Source organism: Acidobacteriota bacterium, assembly GCA_022562055.1.
GTDB lineage: Bacteria > Actinomycetota > Acidimicrobiia > Spongiisociales > UBA5794 > BMS3BBIN02.
In genome coordinates this window covers 56,765-72,179 of sequence record JADFQA010000007.1, presented here as the reverse complement: position 1 = coordinate 72,179, position 15,415 = coordinate 56,765, and the positions used below count along the sequence as shown (strand labels likewise).

Annotated in this window: 12 protein-coding genes; 5 read left to right on the top strand and 7 right to left on the bottom strand. The window is 59.9% G+C overall.

The features are described 5' to 3' along the window. Positions 1-74: 74 nt before the first annotated feature. Positions 75-1,313 carry a class I SAM-dependent RNA methyltransferase gene (locus tag IIC71_03725; protein MCH7668301.1) on the top strand — a complete coding sequence of 413 codons (1,239 nt, stop codon included), beginning with the start codon at positions 75-77 and terminating at the stop codon, positions 1,311-1,313. A gap of 74 nt (positions 1,314-1,387) precedes the next feature. Here IIC71_03725 and IIC71_03720 read toward each other — a convergent pair whose 3' ends face one another. Further along, a complete protein-coding gene (locus tag IIC71_03720) occupies positions 1,388-1,486 on the bottom strand; it encodes an SHOCT domain-containing protein (GenBank protein ID MCH7668300.1) in 99 nt (32 codons plus the stop codon). Positions 1,487-1,604: 118 nt separating this feature from the next. Next, entirely contained in the window at positions 1,605-2,024 is a 420-nt protein-coding gene (locus IIC71_03715) for a PH domain-containing protein (GenBank protein MCH7668299.1), read from the bottom strand. A 990-nt stretch (positions 2,025-3,014) separates the two neighbouring features. Here IIC71_03715 and IIC71_03710 point away from each other — a divergent pair. Next, complete coding sequence (locus IIC71_03710; GenBank protein MCH7668298.1) at positions 3,015-4,166, top strand: histidinol-phosphatase; 1,152 nt, start codon at positions 3,015-3,017, stop codon at positions 4,164-4,166. A 59-nt stretch (positions 4,167-4,225) separates the two neighbouring features. Here IIC71_03710 and IIC71_03705 read toward each other — a convergent pair whose 3' ends face one another. Continuing rightward, positions 4,226-4,483 carry a hypothetical protein gene (locus IIC71_03705; protein MCH7668297.1) on the bottom strand — a complete coding sequence of 86 codons (258 nt, stop codon included), beginning with the start codon at positions 4,481-4,483 and terminating at the stop codon, positions 4,226-4,228. Between the two features lie 136 nt (positions 4,484-4,619). Here IIC71_03705 and IIC71_03700 point away from each other — a divergent pair, with 136 nt between their 5' ends. Next, positions 4,620-5,510, top strand: a complete 891-nt coding sequence (locus IIC71_03700; GenBank protein MCH7668296.1) for a PD-(D/E)XK nuclease family protein — start codon at positions 4,620-4,622, stop codon at positions 5,508-5,510. A gap of 48 nt (positions 5,511-5,558) precedes the next feature. Here IIC71_03700 and IIC71_03695 read toward each other — a convergent pair whose 3' ends face one another. Further along, positions 5,559-6,794: a Glu/Leu/Phe/Val dehydrogenase gene (locus IIC71_03695; protein ID MCH7668295.1), complete on the bottom strand. Its 1,236-nt coding sequence runs from the start codon at positions 6,792-6,794 to the stop codon at positions 5,559-5,561. Between the two features lie 173 nt (positions 6,795-6,967). On the opposite strand from IIC71_03695, the gene IIC71_03690 reads away from it, so the two are divergent. Both IIC71_03690 and IIC71_03685 read left to right on the top strand, forming a co-directional pair. Further along, positions 6,968-9,910, top strand: coding sequence for an ATP-dependent helicase (locus tag IIC71_03690; protein ID MCH7668294.1), 2,943 nt, complete (start codon positions 6,968-6,970; stop codon positions 9,908-9,910). Further along, entirely contained in the window at positions 9,907-12,957 is a 3,051-nt protein-coding gene (locus IIC71_03685; GenBank protein MCH7668293.1) for an ATP-dependent helicase, read from the top strand. The genes IIC71_03690 and IIC71_03685 overlap by 4 nt, the downstream gene beginning before the upstream one ends. Here the strand turns inward: IIC71_03685 and IIC71_03680 are convergent. From IIC71_03680 to IIC71_03670, 3 genes are read right to left on the bottom strand one after another with little or no spacing between them, the layout of a single operon-like run. After that, positions 12,954-13,409, bottom strand: coding sequence for a D-tyrosyl-tRNA(Tyr) deacylase (locus IIC71_03680; GenBank protein MCH7668292.1), 456 nt, complete (start codon positions 13,407-13,409; stop codon positions 12,954-12,956). The genes IIC71_03685 and IIC71_03680 overlap by 4 nt on opposite strands. A gap of 6 nt (positions 13,410-13,415) precedes the next feature. Then, entirely contained in the window at positions 13,416-13,916 is a 501-nt protein-coding gene (locus IIC71_03675; GenBank protein ID MCH7668291.1) for a small multi-drug export protein, read from the bottom strand. Positions 13,917-13,967: 51 nt separating this feature from the next. Further along, the gene (locus IIC71_03670) at positions 13,968-15,410 is read right to left on the bottom strand and encodes an NAD-binding protein (protein ID MCH7668290.1); all 1,443 of its coding nucleotides are present in this window, start codon (positions 15,408-15,410) and stop codon (positions 13,968-13,970) included. Positions 15,411-15,415: the final 5 nt, after the last annotated feature.

The window sequence follows — 15,415 nt, the reverse complement described above, 5'->3', positions numbered from 1 at the left end:
AGTGACTCCTCAATTCAACTGCGCATACCTTATCTTGGCTAACGCTCCCCTGCCCGCAAGCTACCGTTACGGAGATGATCGAACTCGAAACCACTGATATGGCCAACGGCGGCGAGGCAGTAGCACGCGCCAATGGAAAAACGCACTTTGTAGCCGGAGCCATGCCAGGCGAGGTAGTCATTGCCTCAATCACCACCGACAAGGGGTCATGGGCACGTGCCGACCTCGTCGAAATCAGACAGGCTTCGCCCCACAGAATCGATCCCCCGTGCAAACATCACGGGACATGCGGGGGTTGTCAATGGCAGTTCGCGCCGATCGACTTGCAGCGCACATGGAAACGAGAGATCCTCGCCGGCCAATTGTCGCACATCGGAAGCATCGACCCGGCAGTGGTGAAGGATATTCTGGGGCCGAGTGATGCGTACCGGTACCGAAACCGAATGGATTTCAAGATCAAGGACGGGCGTCTGGCGTTCGCAAGACCACGGAGTCGTGACCTCACAGCCATCGACGAGTGCCATTTGATGTCTCCAAAAATAGCCGAGATCGTAAATCGGCTCGGACCGCTCGACGGCGTGCAGCAACTGACAGTTCGCGCATCGCAAAACACAGACGACGCACTGATTGTGGTTAAGGGCAAGATTCCGTCGCACGCTGACACGTGGGGTGTCGACGTCGGCCACCGCCAGCGGGCGGAGTTCACGCCGGTAGTCGGAACCTGCACGATGATCGAACGCATTCACGACACCGATTTACGCATCACCGGAGATGCGTTTTTCCAGAACAATACGCGTGGCGCAGAACTGCTGGTAGCGCTGGTCTCTGACATCCTCTTGGTAGACAAGACCGACACGTTGCTCGATGCATACGCGGGCGGCGGACTGTTCGCCGCAACTGTCGGCCAGACGGCCGAACGAGTCTTAGCAATCGAGTCACACCCGCTTGCGGTGCGCGACCTGCGCCGCAATCTACGGGTCCATCTCGGTGCCAAGGCAGCAATCTCAAGAGGTACGGTCGAAGAACGAGTTCGCACGCTGGACGAATACTGGACAAAGGCTGTCGTTGATCCCCCCAGAGCGGGTCTCGGCGCGCAGGGCGTCGAAGCGGTAACTGCAGCATTGCCGTCGCGCATCGCATACGTGTCTTGCGACCCGGCGAGCCTTGCCCGTGACGCAAAACTACTGGCCCGGGCCGGGTACAGACTTGAGCATTGCACGCCGGTTGACATGTTCCCCCAGACATTCCACATCGAGACGGTCAGTAGTTTCGTGCTCGAGGGTGCAAACAGCCCGGGTGACGCTCAGGACTGACCGGACAACACACTGCGCGTTTGGCGTCCGTTGGTGCGCGGGTAGGGCGGTGCAAAGCCCGTCGATAGGGCGGGTTAGAGCTCGTCGAGGAACTGTTGGCGCTTCTGAGCAAACTCCTCGTCAGAGATCACGCCGTCCGAATGGAGTTTGGTTAGCCGCTCAAGTTTGTCCATCGAAACCATCTCCGAGGACTGGATCGGCGCGGTCGGTACGTCAGGCGTGTTTGGACCTCGTGTCCGCAACTCGCGGGTCTTGTAGAGGAGGGACTGGAAGTCTTCGGGGCGCGGAATGTCAACGAACCGGCTCTGCCCGCTTTCTCCCGCTGACTCGATACAACAGGTCGCCGCTTTTGAGGATGCGCTCAAAGATGGTCTGCGTGAATTTCACATCGTTCACGTTTTCCAAAGGGATCTCGATGCCGCTGCGCGAGAGGATGCCGTTGCGGGTTATCAGCCGTTCTGAGGTCAATACGTACGATGTGAACCACCAGCTAACGACGGGAATGAACGCGACCGGAACAAGACCAACGACAACGATGCCAGCCGTGATGAGGTCAAAGGTGCCGTTGGAAGGCGCCACGTTGTAACCCAGCACGACCACGACGATCCCGCCTATCACCCACAGGACCGGGATGAGCAGCATCCGCCAATGGGGCCGGAATTGCTTGACGATGACCTCGTCATCGGTCAGCAAACGTTCTGGATATCGCATACGAACCAGTGTAGCGCCGTGCGCCTCAACCGGTCAGTAACGACGACAGCGACGGACAGAGCAGAATTCGCGATCCCGGTCCTACGTTCCGTTCCGGACGCTATGCCGCGCTGCCGGCGGTGGCCGCGCCGACGAGTCACCATCTTCCCGACGCCGCAATCGACCCGCAAACGCGGAGAAACCCCGAGGAAGCTTTGGCCGAAACCTCTGCCCTCTCGGGGTGTTCTCACTAGCTGGCACCGAAGTACCTGCTGTGGCCGACCTAAGCCGACCGTGCCCGTTGCGGCCACCTTCAGACCCGAAAGCCTTCTGACCGAATCTCAGCCGAAGCTTTGTTCCGGCCGCTCAAAGAGCGGTCTCCTTGCGGACTGAGCCGCCCCGAAGGACGTCCCGTTGAAGTCTCCCTAAGGATTCTCCCGACCTTCGCCCCGTAGGGTTTCCAGCCACTCCCTTGCGGGAGATTCATCGATGTGGTTTCCCTCATCGACAACTTTAAGTTACGCGATGACTAGACGAAACGCAAGTCGAATCGCTAGTTAGTTTTCGCGACTCAGTATTTTGATTCGCGCTCCGCACGACCGGGACGATATCGCGCCCGTAGCAGTGTCCCAGCGGACCACTCGTCGATGACACACTCACCAAACGGAGACCGCACAACCAATGGCATCAAGCCCACTTGGCGAACGTCCACACCCAGCCGATCTTCCGCCACTTGCCCTCATGTCCGACAGTGGACGCTTGCACCGAGATTGAGTCGCCCTGGGCGAGGTTCCCCTCTCGGTCTCTAGTGGTTGTTGCATCACTGCCTTGTTAGGGAAAGCGTAGAAGATCGTCGAGGGCGTCGATGCCGGAACTCCTCGGGAACGGTGCAGGCATAACTTCTCCTCCCTGCTGGCAGTTTGCGACTGTCCACACGTTCAAGTACGGTCAACCACTCGTTTTACCGATGCCTTACAACATGGACACACGACTACTCGAAGCACGCGCTCGATGATCTCCGCGCGGGGAGCAACAGATTCGTGGCTCAAAGGGAACACCCATACGCACACGTTGTGGAGTGACGGGAACGCTGCCCCGGAATGGGTAGCCGACTGGTACCTGACGCACGGATACGACTTCCTGGTCCTCAGCGATCACAACATACTGTCGCGCGGCGAAAAGTGGGTCCCACTCGGTGAGGGAGGTATGCCGGTTGACCGAGTGGAGGAGCTCGTCAGACAGTTCGGGATTGAGAGAGTTGACATTCGCGACGGCGACAACGGACGAGAAATGCGCCTGCAGACTCTCGAGGAGCTCCGCACGCACTTTGACCTGGTATTCATCGAGGGAGAGGAGATCACAGACAGGTTCGACGACGTCCATATCCACGTGAATGCGGTGAACGTGGAAGAGGCGATTCCACCGCAGGGTGGTCGGTCGGCCCGCGAAACGATGAACAACAACATCACGGCCGTGCTCGAACAGGCGTTGCGACTCGACCGCCCGATGCTCGCACACGTGAACCACCCGAACTGGGGCTGGGCACTGTCCTGGGAGGATGTCGCCCATATAGCTGACGATCGTTTCTTCGAGGTATACAACGGCCACTCCGCGGTGCGAAACGAGGGAGACGCAGGCCATCCCAGCTCCGACGAGATGTGGGACCTCGCGAACACACTCAGGACATCCAAGCTTGACCTTCCCCTGCTCTTCGGTTTAGCCACCGACGACTCCCACGAGTACTTCAACTGGGGCACCGGCGAAACGAACCCCGGTCGTGGCTGGGTGATGGTGCGGGGTAGCGAACGAGATGCAGATGCGATTGTCACCGCCCTGAGGCAAGGCGACTTCTACGCATCAAGCGGCGTGAGCCTTCGCGATTTTCGGAACGATGCCGGTCGTTACGAACTCGTGATCGCTACCGAACCCGGGCTCGACTACGTGACACGCTTCATCGGTACGAGAATTGCCGACGGCACACCGAATCCCACGGCGGAGGTACTGTTCGAGACGAACGCCAATACGGCCTCTTACACTTACGAGGGCGACGAGCTGTTCGTCCGCGCAACGGTGACGTCATCACGTCTCCACCCGAATCCGTACCGCAAGGACGACTACCAAATGGCCTGGTTGCAACCTGTACGTCCCCCCGGGCCTGGCTGAGGTACTGACTGAGACTCCGCGGCGCCGCCGCTGGTCGACGCTTGCTTCGGAAGCGGTCCCTACTCAACCATCAGTTCAACAGCCATGATTTCTCGCGGGGAGAACGACAGCTCGAGAGCACCGTTCTGAATGTCAAGGGCAGCTTGCGGCTCTCCGAGCAGGCTGAGCCGCCTTGCAGAGAGAATACGCATGTGTGCGGAGCCGATCTGTGCAGTTACCGTCTCGTCGCCCGCATTGACAAGCCGAACGACGACTCCCCTCCCGTCAGTCGCAGCCTTGATGTGCGGGGCGAGCACCGGCGAGCCGCCACCGCCCACCCCAGTTCCAGTCGCCTGTTATGCAAATCGTCGGACAGTCCCACTGGTGACGCAGCCACCCAGGTCGCCGTGACCACAGCCCGAGTCGAGTTCCGACGCAATGTTCCTGTCATACGAGCGCCGTATAGTTCCAACCATGGAACCAACACCTCACGATCCGCCGCCGCAAGACACCGCCGAACCGACTTCCGCCGCCGCTTTCGAAAAAGGGGCCGCCGGGCCGCAACTCCTTGAGACGTTGTCGCCGAGCCGGGCGAGTGATTTCAAGCAGTGCCCGCAACTGTTCAAGTTCAAGTCGATCGACCGCATCGAGTCGCCGCCGACCATCTATCAGGCGAGGGGCACTACAGCCCACCTCGCCTTGCAGCGGCTTTTCGACCTCCCTGGTCCCGATCGAGAACCGCAGAAGTTGTACGACCTCTTCCGCGAGGCATGGGTCGAACTGAGAAAGGACGACTACCCCGACCTGTTTGACAATGTTGATGACGAACGTGCCTGGGGCATCGACAGTCTCAATGTGCTTGCCAACTATTTCTCGGTAGAAGATCCGCGTACGTTGGAGCCTCTCGACCGCGAACTCGATATGCGTGAGGACCTCGGCGGCATCGTGATCCGCGGCATCCTCGACCGGATGGAAGAGACGGAGAACGGTCTCGTCATTACCGACTACAAAACCGGCAAGGCACCGCCAAAGCGTTTTTCGGCCGAGGCATTTTTTGGACTCACGATCTATGCGTTGCTGATTCGCCACCGCACCGGTCGCACACCCGACCGGCTCAAGCTGATCTACCTCACCGGCCCGACGGTGTATGAGATCCCGATCGACGATGAGCAGCTCGACGACATGGAGATCCAACTCCGTGAGCTGTGGACCACTATCAACAGCGCCATCGAGACAGGCGACTTCCCCACCAAGATTTCGCGTCTGTGCGACTGGTGCTCATATCAGAACATCTGTCCAGCCTTCGCAACCGCCGATCCAGCCCAGTCAGACGCAGAGACGCAGACGGAACCCCAACCGGCCTGACAACTCGTAGTTCGACCGTTTCGTCGGGCGCTGCGATTCACAGGTCGACTATGGGTAGACGCCGCGTGCGAGTTTCGCGGCAGTCACCTTGCGAATGCCCTTTATCAACGCCGCGGTGCGCATGTCAACCTTTTCTCGAATCGAGATATCCAACACCTCACTAAATGCGCGGTTCATGATTTCGCGCAGACGAGCGACTATCTCGGACTCCGACCAGAAGTAGTTCTGCAAGTCCTGTACCCATTCGAAATACGAGACTGTCACACCGCCAGCATTGGCCAGGATGTCGGGAACTATGAACACACCCATCTCGCGCAAGATTGCATCCGCAGCGTTGGTGGTCGGGCCATTGGCGCCTTCAAGGATCACTTTCGCTTTTACACGAGGAGCGTTCTCGTCGGTAATGACACCTTGGATCGCAGCCGGAATCAGGAATTCGCATTCAAGTTCAAAAATCGTCGCTGGCTCGATCTTGTCAGAGTCCGCGAAGTCCACAACCCCGCCGGTCTCTTTGACATGGGCCATCAACGCCTCGATGTCGAGTCCAGAATCGTTGTGAATGGCACCCGTGATGTCTGCGACCGCGATCACTTTGGCGCCGAGTTCGGTCACGGCTAGGGCCGCATACTGGCCGACGTTGCCGAATCCGTGGACAACTACACGCGAACCATCGACCTTGATCCCCACATGGTGTGCGGTGGGGGGTATCAGGCTGACCAGGCCACGCCCAGTCGCTTCTCGCCTTGCTACCGACCCTCCAAGGGCGGGCGGTTTCCCGGTGACAACGGCTGGTTCGGTGTGACCCACGTGTGTCGAGTAGGTGTCCATAATCCAGCCCATGGTGTGTTCGTCAGTCCCCATGTCGGGGGCTGGGATGTCTTGATTAGGGCCGATGAACTTGATGATCTCCATGGTGTAACGACGCGTTAGCCGCTGATTCTCAGCACGGCTGAGCTCCCTCGGGTTCACACGGACTCCGCCCTTGGCGCCACCGAAAGGCAACCCGACGATCCCGCACTTCCAAGTCATCAGCATCGCCAGCGCAGAGACCTCTCCGAGGTTGACATCTTCGGAATATCGGATACCACCCTTGGTCGGTCCCATGGTTAGGAGATGCTGTACCCGGTAGCCGAGTACGGTGTCGACAATGCCATATTCATCCCGGCGAAACGGGAACGACACGATCAGGGCCCGCTGAGGCACCGACAGGCGCTCGCGAATATTAGTTTCGAGATTGATCAGCTCGGCAACCCTGTTGAACTGATCGACGGCCTCGTGAAACATGGGCGAATCCCACTCGGTCACTGCTCCGGCCTGCGATGAAAGCACCATCATCTCCTCCGATACTGACGGTTGCACGAACCCTAGTGAGTCTTCGCCAGGGAACGAAGGAAATCAATGCTCGGTTCACGTCACACCCACCCGTTATCGTGCACTGCGAAAGCAGAAACGGGTTTATGGATCTAGCACCACAAGATTGGAACGACGCCATCGGCGACTCCAGTGGTACCCAGATCATTGTTGGTGGACCCGGCACCGGCAAGACAGAGTTCCTGGTTCGGCGCGCCGTTCATCTTCTCGAATCGGGGGACGCCGCACCCGACAGAGTTCTCATTTTGAGCTTTTCCCGACGTGGCGCAGCTGACATCTCCCAACGCATCCGCGCACGCCTTGACAACTCGGTCGGCAACCTAGACATCTCGACCTACCACTCTTTGGCTGCTCGCATCGTGGAACGGTGGCCAGATGCCGCGGGGTGGCCCAATCCTCCGGTGATCCTGACGGGTCCTGAGCAAACCGCAATGGTGCGCGACCTTCTCGCCACCGAAGACCCGAAGGATTGGCCCACCCTCGTTAGAGGCCTGCTGCGCTCCCCGACCTTTGCTCGTGAAATCACCGACTTTGCCCTGCGCGCAACGGAACAACTCCTCGACGCCGACGACATTGAACATCTGGCAGCAGACCGTCCCGATTGGCGACCCCTGCCCGCCTTCTTGCGGCGTTATCAACAGCGAGTAATCGCAACCGGCCGGATCGACTACGCAATGGTCATTTCCGGTGCAGTAGCGATCCTCAACAGCGGTCCTCAGAACGATCCGCTGGTAGATTATGTGCTCGTCGACGAGTATCAAGACACGACGAGATCTCAAGTCGGATTGCTGCAAGCGCTGACAGCCGGCACGCGTAATTTGACGGTTGTTGCCGATCCCTTCCAATCGATCTTCTCGTTCCGCGGTGCAACGCCACAACATGTGTCATCGTTTGAAGAGGACTTCCCCGGCCCAACGGTGCGACACACATTGACTACGTCGTTCCGCGTTTCCGCAAACGTTCTTGCCGCTGCGCAGAGGGTGATATCGCCGGAGGATCCAGGTGCGCCTGGGAGCGTCATCCCCGCACGAGAGGGTGGACGCGTTGAGTGCCTCATATTCGGCCAGAAGACTCAGGAGGCTGAGTGGATTGGCCAAGAAATCCACCGGCTCCATCTTGAGCAGAATGTCCCGCTGTCGCGAATCGGAGTGTTCGTCCGATCGAAACAAAGGTTCCTGAACGAGCTCTCACGCGCTCTTCAACGTCGTGGGCTCGCCCACGACGTCCCCGACAGTCGGCTTACCGATCAGCCCGCGGTGAGATTCGTACTCGACCTCATTACCGCGATCTCCGACACCGAGGAGACTGCGGAAAACCGTCAAGCGATTCGACGCATCTTGCTGGGCCCGATGGTCGGGGCAACCGTCGGCGAGGTTCGCGAGATCGAGACGAGCGCAAGAGCAACAGCAACACCCCTTGCAGGCGTCCTGGCCGGTCGTGTACCCGATGGCGACGCGCTTGCAGAGCTACTCTCCAACGCCTCCTGGGCATCCGAGATGCCGGCCGTAGACGGGCTCTGGCACATCTGGTCGAGGCTTCCATCAATCAAACAACTCGTAAACGACCCCGGGCGAGCGGAGGAGCGGGCGGCCTGGGCCTCCTTCTCACAGGTCCTCAGCCGATGGAATGAGCGCGATCCAGAGGCGACGCTGCGGGAGTACCAAACGCTCGTCGACAGCGAAGACTTCGAGGCGCAACCACTGCTCTCCTATCGAGCGCCCATGCAAGATCGCGTCGTTATCTCTACGTTGCACCAATCGAAGGGACTCGAATTCGACGTCGTATTTATCGCCGACGCGGTCGAAGGTGTGTTCCCCGACCTGCGACCCGGTGACTCGTACCTGGGTGTCCGGCATCTGCTTGCGCATGTGCCAACCGACAGCGCGAACTATCGCCTGTTCAGGCTTGAAGAAGAGCGTCGCCTTGCGTACACCGCGATGACAAGAGCACGTAATGCAGTCATCTGGACCGCTACATCAACAGGTGGCTCTCTCGGAGCCGGCATGCCGTCGAGATTCCTCCCGGTCGTCGCCGGTGAAACACCGGTCATCGAGGCCAACATATTCGGACCTCAAGACCGAATGCCGATAACCCCGACCGAAGCCGAGGCGTGGTTGAGACGCAAAACCGCCGATCCTGCGCTTGCAGAAACGGAACGCCGCGCCGCAATGTCGCTCTTGGCACAAGGCAGTCGCTGGGGTCTGCGACCCGTCGCTGAGTTTGCAGGCATGCGCACCCGGGGAACCGATCTCGGCGTCGTCCCGCTGCCGCTCAGACTCTCTCCCTCTCAAGGGGAGTCGTACGCGACCTGCCCGCGGCGCTACGTTCTCGAGCGAAAGTTGCACATCGGTCCCGACTCCACCACAGCAGCGACGTTCGGGAGCCTCATCCACAAGATCTTTGAGGATGTTGAACGGTCAGCCTGGGACAACCACGCACGAGCATCAAGCCTCGACGAGGCTCTTGAACACCTCGACAAGTTATTCGATCCGAACGACTTCTCCGGCGAACCGTATGCGAAAAGCTGGCACAACCGAGCGGTCGAAACGCTCACTCGCCTTTACAAGTACAACATGTTCGACAAGAAACCCGTCGGCCTCGAACAGCGTCTCGAACTCGACATCGATGGCGTGAGATGGACCGGCATCGCGGACCGCATTGATCGCACGCCTGACGGCCTCCGCGTCGTTGACTACAAAACGACGAAGAACCTCCCGACCAAGGCCGAGGCTGCAATCTCGCTTCAACTCGGTTTCTACATGCTTGCTTCACGCAACAACGAACGCCTCCTCGCGATCGACGAATCGGTAGGCGGCGAGTTTTGGTACCCATCCAAAGAGCTCGCAAGCTCGTTTGCGGTCAGAACATTCGAGCCCAACCAGCTCGACGCTGTCGAAGAAGAACTGCGCCGCATCACCGCGGGTATTGCAGCACACGAGTTTCCGCCAACACCCGGCCCGAAATGCGAAAGCTGTCCCGTACGCCTCGTGTGCCCAGAGTTTCCCGAGGGGGTCGAGTCGTTCGCATGACATTCGTACCGAGCGCCGAGCAGGCAGCAATCATCGACGCCCCACTTGCGCCGCTCCGTGTGTCCGCGGGTGCCGGCACCGGAAAAACGACGACGATCGTGGAGCGTCTCGTCCACGCAATCGACGACGGCCTCGCCCCAGAACGAACCCTCGGGCTGACGTTTTCAAACAAGGCCGCCGAAGAACTCGCCGAGCGGTTGCGCACGCGCCTTCCGGGTCTCGCCGCCGAAGGCAGAGAGGTCGAGGTGACCACCTACCACGGGTTTGCCTTCAGCATCCTGCGCGAGTTCGGCGCCTTGGTTGGAGTCGAACGCGACGCGCGAATCATCGGCGCCGGGTTCACGCTCACTCTTTACAACGAGGCTGTGAAAAGTGGCACCTACGCAGAACTAGATCTCACCGCGCCGCAACAGCGTGTTCGAGAAGCCGCAACGCTCGGCCGGCAACTCAGCGGGAATCTCGTCCACCCGTCCCGAGTTCCGTTCGTTGACGACGAGATCGGGCGTAAACGACGTGAGCTGGCCGGAGTCGTCGAAAGGTATCAAGACCTCAAATCAGCCGCCAACGTGCTCGACTACGGCGACCTTATTGGCAAGGCGCACGAGCTCGTCACCACATACCCCGAAGTTGCCCAGTCAATACGAACCCGGTACGACACTGCGTTACTCGACGAGTACCAGGACACCGACCCGGCACAACGGATGCTTCTCCAAGCCATTTTCGGGGAAGGCTTTCCGATCACCGCAGTCGGCGACATCGACCAGACAATTTATGAATGGCGCGGGGCCTCTCTCGAGAACTTCAACGGCTTCCCTATCCACTTTCGCCAGGCTTCGGGATCTCCTGCACTCACCCTGCCGCTAACACTGAACCGACGATCGGGCCAACTCATCCTCGATGTCGCAAACGCGATCCGGGGGAAGCTCCACGACGCAAACTTTGAGCCCCTCATCGCCACCGACAACGCGGCGCAGGCGATCGTCGAGACCCGCCGGTTTGTATCGCTAAACGCCGAGGCCACCTGGATCGCCGACGAGATCCATCGCCTCTCGCTCGAAGAGGGAATCGCGTGGCGAGAGATCGCAATCCTCGTCCGCAAAAACAAGTCGATCGGACTCATCCGCCAAGCCCTTGAAGACCATGGGATTCCGGTCGATGTAGCTTCGCTCGGCGGACTCCTCGACATCCCCATAATCAGCGATCTCTATGCGTGGCTGCGCTTCCTTGCGCATCCTGACGATTCGCCGGCAGTCGTCAGGGTCTTGTTGGGGTCGAGATTTCGCCTGGGTCTCGGCGATCTTGCGCCGCTGGTGCGATGGACTCGGCAAGAGCGCACCAAACCCACCCACCAGGATTCAACCAGCTCGCTGATCGAAGCCATCGAGGCTCTGCAAGACATCCCCGGTCTCGACGCCGAGGCTCGCACCCGCCTTGAAGAGTTCCGCACCATGTATCGCAAGGCGATCGTCAGCGCGCAACACGAATCGCTGGCAACTCTGTGTCGCAACATCCTTGACTTCACGTCGATATGGTCCGAAATCGACGCCCTCCCGCGGGCGGCCGCGCTGTCCGCCCGCCTCAACCTGTACCGCTTCCTGGACCTTGCGGGCGATTGGTCTCCGCTCACGGGCAGACCGTCGCTCGAGACCTTTGTCGCCTACCTTGAAATTCTTTCAGATGAAAGCGCCGCGGAGGAACTCGACACCGCGCGACCGTCACAGGAAGATGCAGTACGGCTACTCACCGTGCATCGGGCAAAGGGTCTTGAGTGGGACACCGTGTTTCTCCCATCACTCGACGAAGGAGTCTTCCCAACAAAATCGGTCAGGTACGACAATCCCCTCAAGAGTGCGCAGAGCCTGCCATTCGAACTTCGTCTTGACCCGGAGACATTCCCGGTCCTCACCGGTGTCGAAAAGGACGATATCGTCTTGCTTCGAGCGATCCATGCCGCCCAAGAATGGCGTACTGCATACGTAGCCGCTACCAGGGCGAAGCGCAGGCTGTACGCCACCGGTTCGCATTGGCACACGGGTGTGCGGTCCAAGAAACCGTCCGATCTATACGACACTATTGCCCAAGTAGCCGGCGTTTTTGCCCTTCCCGACACGGAGGCTGACGACCGACCCGACCGGCTCACGCTGTCCGACCATACACCAACGCCCGATCCGCACTTTCCGTCCGGGTGGAAACAGGCGCTGAAGGCCGCCGCCGATGGGCACTCGCAACGCCCTACCGACGCAGCACTCACCGAGGCCTACGATGCGGCCGTGAAACAGCTTGGACTACACCTCGATGGGCTCCCCGACCCACCCGACGATGAGACAGCGACAAGATCCGCGGAGTTGTCGGTCACGAGCCTTGTCACGCTTGGGGACTGCGCAAAGCGCTACTACTGGAGTCATGTCGATCCGTTGCCGCGGCGAAGGACCGGCGCGATGGCCGCTGGGACCGCACTCCACCGACGCATCGAACTGCACAATCGGGGAACCATCGGGTTCGATGAAGAGCTCATCCCCGACGTCGTCGACACCGTGCCGGGCGAAGCTGACCGTGGCATTACCGCCTTTGCTGCGTTCACCGATTCACCGTTCGGATCTACATCGCCGATCTTCACTGAGGTTGCGATTGACCTTCACCTCGAAGCGGGCGGAGTGCGAGGCCGGATCGACGCCGTGTATCAATTCGAGCCAGACACATGGGACGTGGTCGACTTCAAATCGGGCCGACCCAAAACCGGAGAAAACCGTTTCCTACAACTTGCGGCGTACGCACTAGCCATCCGAAACGGCGCTCTGGGGTCTATGCCCGACCGCCTGTTTGTCAGCTTTGTGTATCTCGGCGGTGGCAAACTGGTCCACGAGCAGGTCGAAGCGACACAAGTCTGGTTAGACGAAAAACGCGACGCCATAAACTCGTTGCTGACTGAGGCGACCGGTGATACGTTTGCCACTTCGCCATCGCCAGCCTGTCACTACTGCGACTTCTCACGATTCTGTGATGCGGGTACGCAGTACATCCAGGAGGATGGTGGTAGTAGTAGCTAACCCGCGACTGCACCGTCGACCGTGTCGATCACCAGAGTCACCGGGCCATCGTTGACGAGCGAGACAGACATGAAAGCCCCGAAACGTCCGGTCTCGACCGGTACTCCGCAATCTCGAATTGCCGTCACAACCAGGTCGACGAGCGGCTCAGCTTGATCTGGCGGTGCCGCGTCAGTAAACGAAGGACGCCGGCCCCTCTTTGTTGCGCCTAGCAGCGTGAACTGGCTCACGACTAGCACCGCGCCGCCGACATCCCCGACCGCGAGGTCCATCTTCCCGTCCCGCTCGAAGATTCGGAGGTTGGCGACTTTGCGGCCCACAACACGGGCATCCTTGTCGGTGTCATCTTGTCCAACACCGATGAGAATCAACAGACCCTGACCGATTGCGCCAACGGATTCGCCGGCGACAGTGACCGAGGCTGAAGAAACACGTTGAATGACACAGCGCATTGGGGCTCACCCGACCGAAAGCCCAAGAGCTTCGATGAACAGCGTGACGACGACCCCGGCAATCAGTACACCAAGGCCGATCAACGCCAGCGCCTTCCCCTTGGGCACGCTGAATACGATCGCGGCGAGTGACCCGCTCCAGGCCCCGGTGATCGGCAGCGGGATCGCCACAAAGCTGACCAACGCAATATCTCGCCAACGGTTGAACCGTGCCGAGTGTCGACGCTCGGTCGACTGCTGAAGCCTGGCGAGCAGGCGGTGTAACCATCCAACATGTCGTTCTGTGAACGAGAAAAAAGGAGGATACACCCACAGGATGATCGGTATCGGGATGAGATTGCCGGCAACCGCGAGTAGGTACGCCGGTACCCGGCCGAAATCGAACACACCCAGCGCGATGGGAATGGCGCCGCGCAGCTCGATTATCGGAACCATTGCAAGGAGGACCACAATCACCCCGTCGGGCAGCGGTAGGGCTCGCACCCAGTCAGCTAGTGAATCACGCATAGCGGTGCAGTATGCCAGAACATTCGTCGACCAGGCTTACCGCTGGTCGTTTCAGGACAACTCCGGGACCACGAGCAGTGATCCGCCGACGCGACCCAGCATGTACGTAGCAATACCGATCCGACGCAAACTCAGAGGGAGCCGCGGCATGGGCAATACCAGCAGATCGTTGGACGATACGAGTTCTTCCATAACTCGAACGGGGTTGCCCCGCCGAATCTTGCGCCGAACCCCGACGCCTTGCACGGAGGCCTCTTCCCGCAGCCATGCGGCGGCAGCGCGAGCCTCCCCTATCTCGTCGGTACCTGTCACAAATATTGGCGGAACAACGCCAACGCCGATTAAATCAGTGCCAAGCGCCTTTGCAAGGTCGATCGCCACACGAGCTGCGGCCTCCCCGGCAGGTGTGCGTTTCAAGAGCACGAATGTGTCCTCCCATGCCGGTTCTTGAGACGCGAACAACACGGGAACCCCGACACGGCCGTAGACGTTCAACGCGCGCATTGCCCGCCATCGAGCAACGATTCGGCGACCTCGTGGCGGGGGCGCCACGACGATCCCAACGCTCTCTTCGCTGGCTATCGCAACCAGGCCCTCAGCGAGAGATTTCTCTCTTGTGGTCCGCACCTCGATGTCGATGCCGTCTTCTGCGGCACCGAGCGAAGCGACCAAAGTGTCGAGCTCGGCTTGGCGCTCGGTGTCGCGCCCGGTATCACGCTGAACGACAAGCAGCGAGTCAGCCCGGGTCGAACGCACCATCCCAACTGCAGCAGCTCCGGTCGTTACAACGTCGTTTTCGTGATCGATCACTACCGCAACTCGGCGGCCATAGGCCTCAGGGAACCGCGATTTCCCTGATGTGAATGTGGCGACAATTGCTGCGAAGTCCGCCGCTTCGCCGACAACAGTGACGCGGTCTCCGGCAAGAATCTGCGTACCGCCATGAGGGATGATGAGCCGCTCCCCTCGCAAGACGGCGGCGATCACCCACGTCTCACTGTGAAGATCACGAAGACGCTTCCCGGCGACCGGGGTGTCGGGACTGATGTAGAACTCGATTGCCTCGGCCTTGCCTCCGGCGAAGGCGGTCGACACGACCCGCCGGGGTTCCAAGTTGACTTCGATGTGGCGCGCCGCCAGAGCGGCCGGGGTCACAACGTGAATCCCGGCCTCGGTGTACTCGTCGACATGCAACGGGTCGTGGGCAATTGCGATGACACGCATAACACCCTCAGCCAACGCGATCTTGGCGCACGCAAGATTGACAACGTCGTGGCCAGTGGCGGCGACGACCGCGTCGGCTTGGCCAACGCCGGCTCGCTTGAGAACAAGTGCTGAACTCCCATCTCCTACAACAGCGTCAAATTCACGGATCTCGTTGAAACGCTCGAAACGACGCTCGTCGATGTCAACGACCACAACATCCCAGTGGGGTCCAAGGCGCAGTAACACTTGACGGGCGTGCGCTCCAGCACCTACAAGGATGACCTTCATTGCTC

What these genes read in the sequence shown, in the direction of transcription:
- IIC71_03695 (MCH7668295.1), bottom strand. Translation starts at nt 6,794, where the DNA reads ATGTTTCACGAGGCCGTCGATCAGTTCAACAGGGTTGCCGAGCTGATC.
- IIC71_03715 (MCH7668299.1), bottom strand. Translation starts at nt 2,024, where the DNA reads ATGCGATATCCAGAACGTTTGCTGACCGATGACGAGGTCATCGTCAAG.
- IIC71_03710 (MCH7668298.1), top strand. Translation starts at nt 3,015, where the DNA reads ATGATCTCCGCGCGGGGAGCAACAGATTCGTGGCTCAAAGGGAACACC.
- IIC71_03725 (MCH7668301.1), top strand. Translation starts at nt 75, where the DNA reads ATGATCGAACTCGAAACCACTGATATGGCCAACGGCGGCGAGGCAGTA.
- IIC71_03690 (MCH7668294.1), top strand. Translation starts at nt 6,968, where the DNA reads ATGGATCTAGCACCACAAGATTGGAACGACGCCATCGGCGACTCCAGT.
- IIC71_03670 (MCH7668290.1), bottom strand. Translation starts at nt 15,410, where the DNA reads ATGAAGGTCATCCTTGTAGGTGCTGGAGCGCACGCCCGTCAAGTGTTA.
- IIC71_03685 (MCH7668293.1), top strand. Translation starts at nt 9,907, where the DNA reads ATGACATTCGTACCGAGCGCCGAGCAGGCAGCAATCATCGACGCCCCA.
- IIC71_03720 (MCH7668300.1), bottom strand. Translation starts at nt 1,486, where the DNA reads ATGGACAAACTTGAGCGGCTAACCAAACTCCATTCGGACGGCGTGATC.
- IIC71_03675 (MCH7668291.1), bottom strand. Translation starts at nt 13,916, where the DNA reads ATGCGTGATTCACTAGCTGACTGGGTGCGAGCCCTACCGCTGCCCGAC.
- IIC71_03680 (MCH7668292.1), bottom strand. Translation starts at nt 13,409, where the DNA reads ATGCGCTGTGTCATTCAACGTGTTTCTTCAGCCTCGGTCACTGTCGCC.
- IIC71_03700 (MCH7668296.1), top strand. Translation starts at nt 4,620, where the DNA reads ATGGAACCAACACCTCACGATCCGCCGCCGCAAGACACCGCCGAACCG.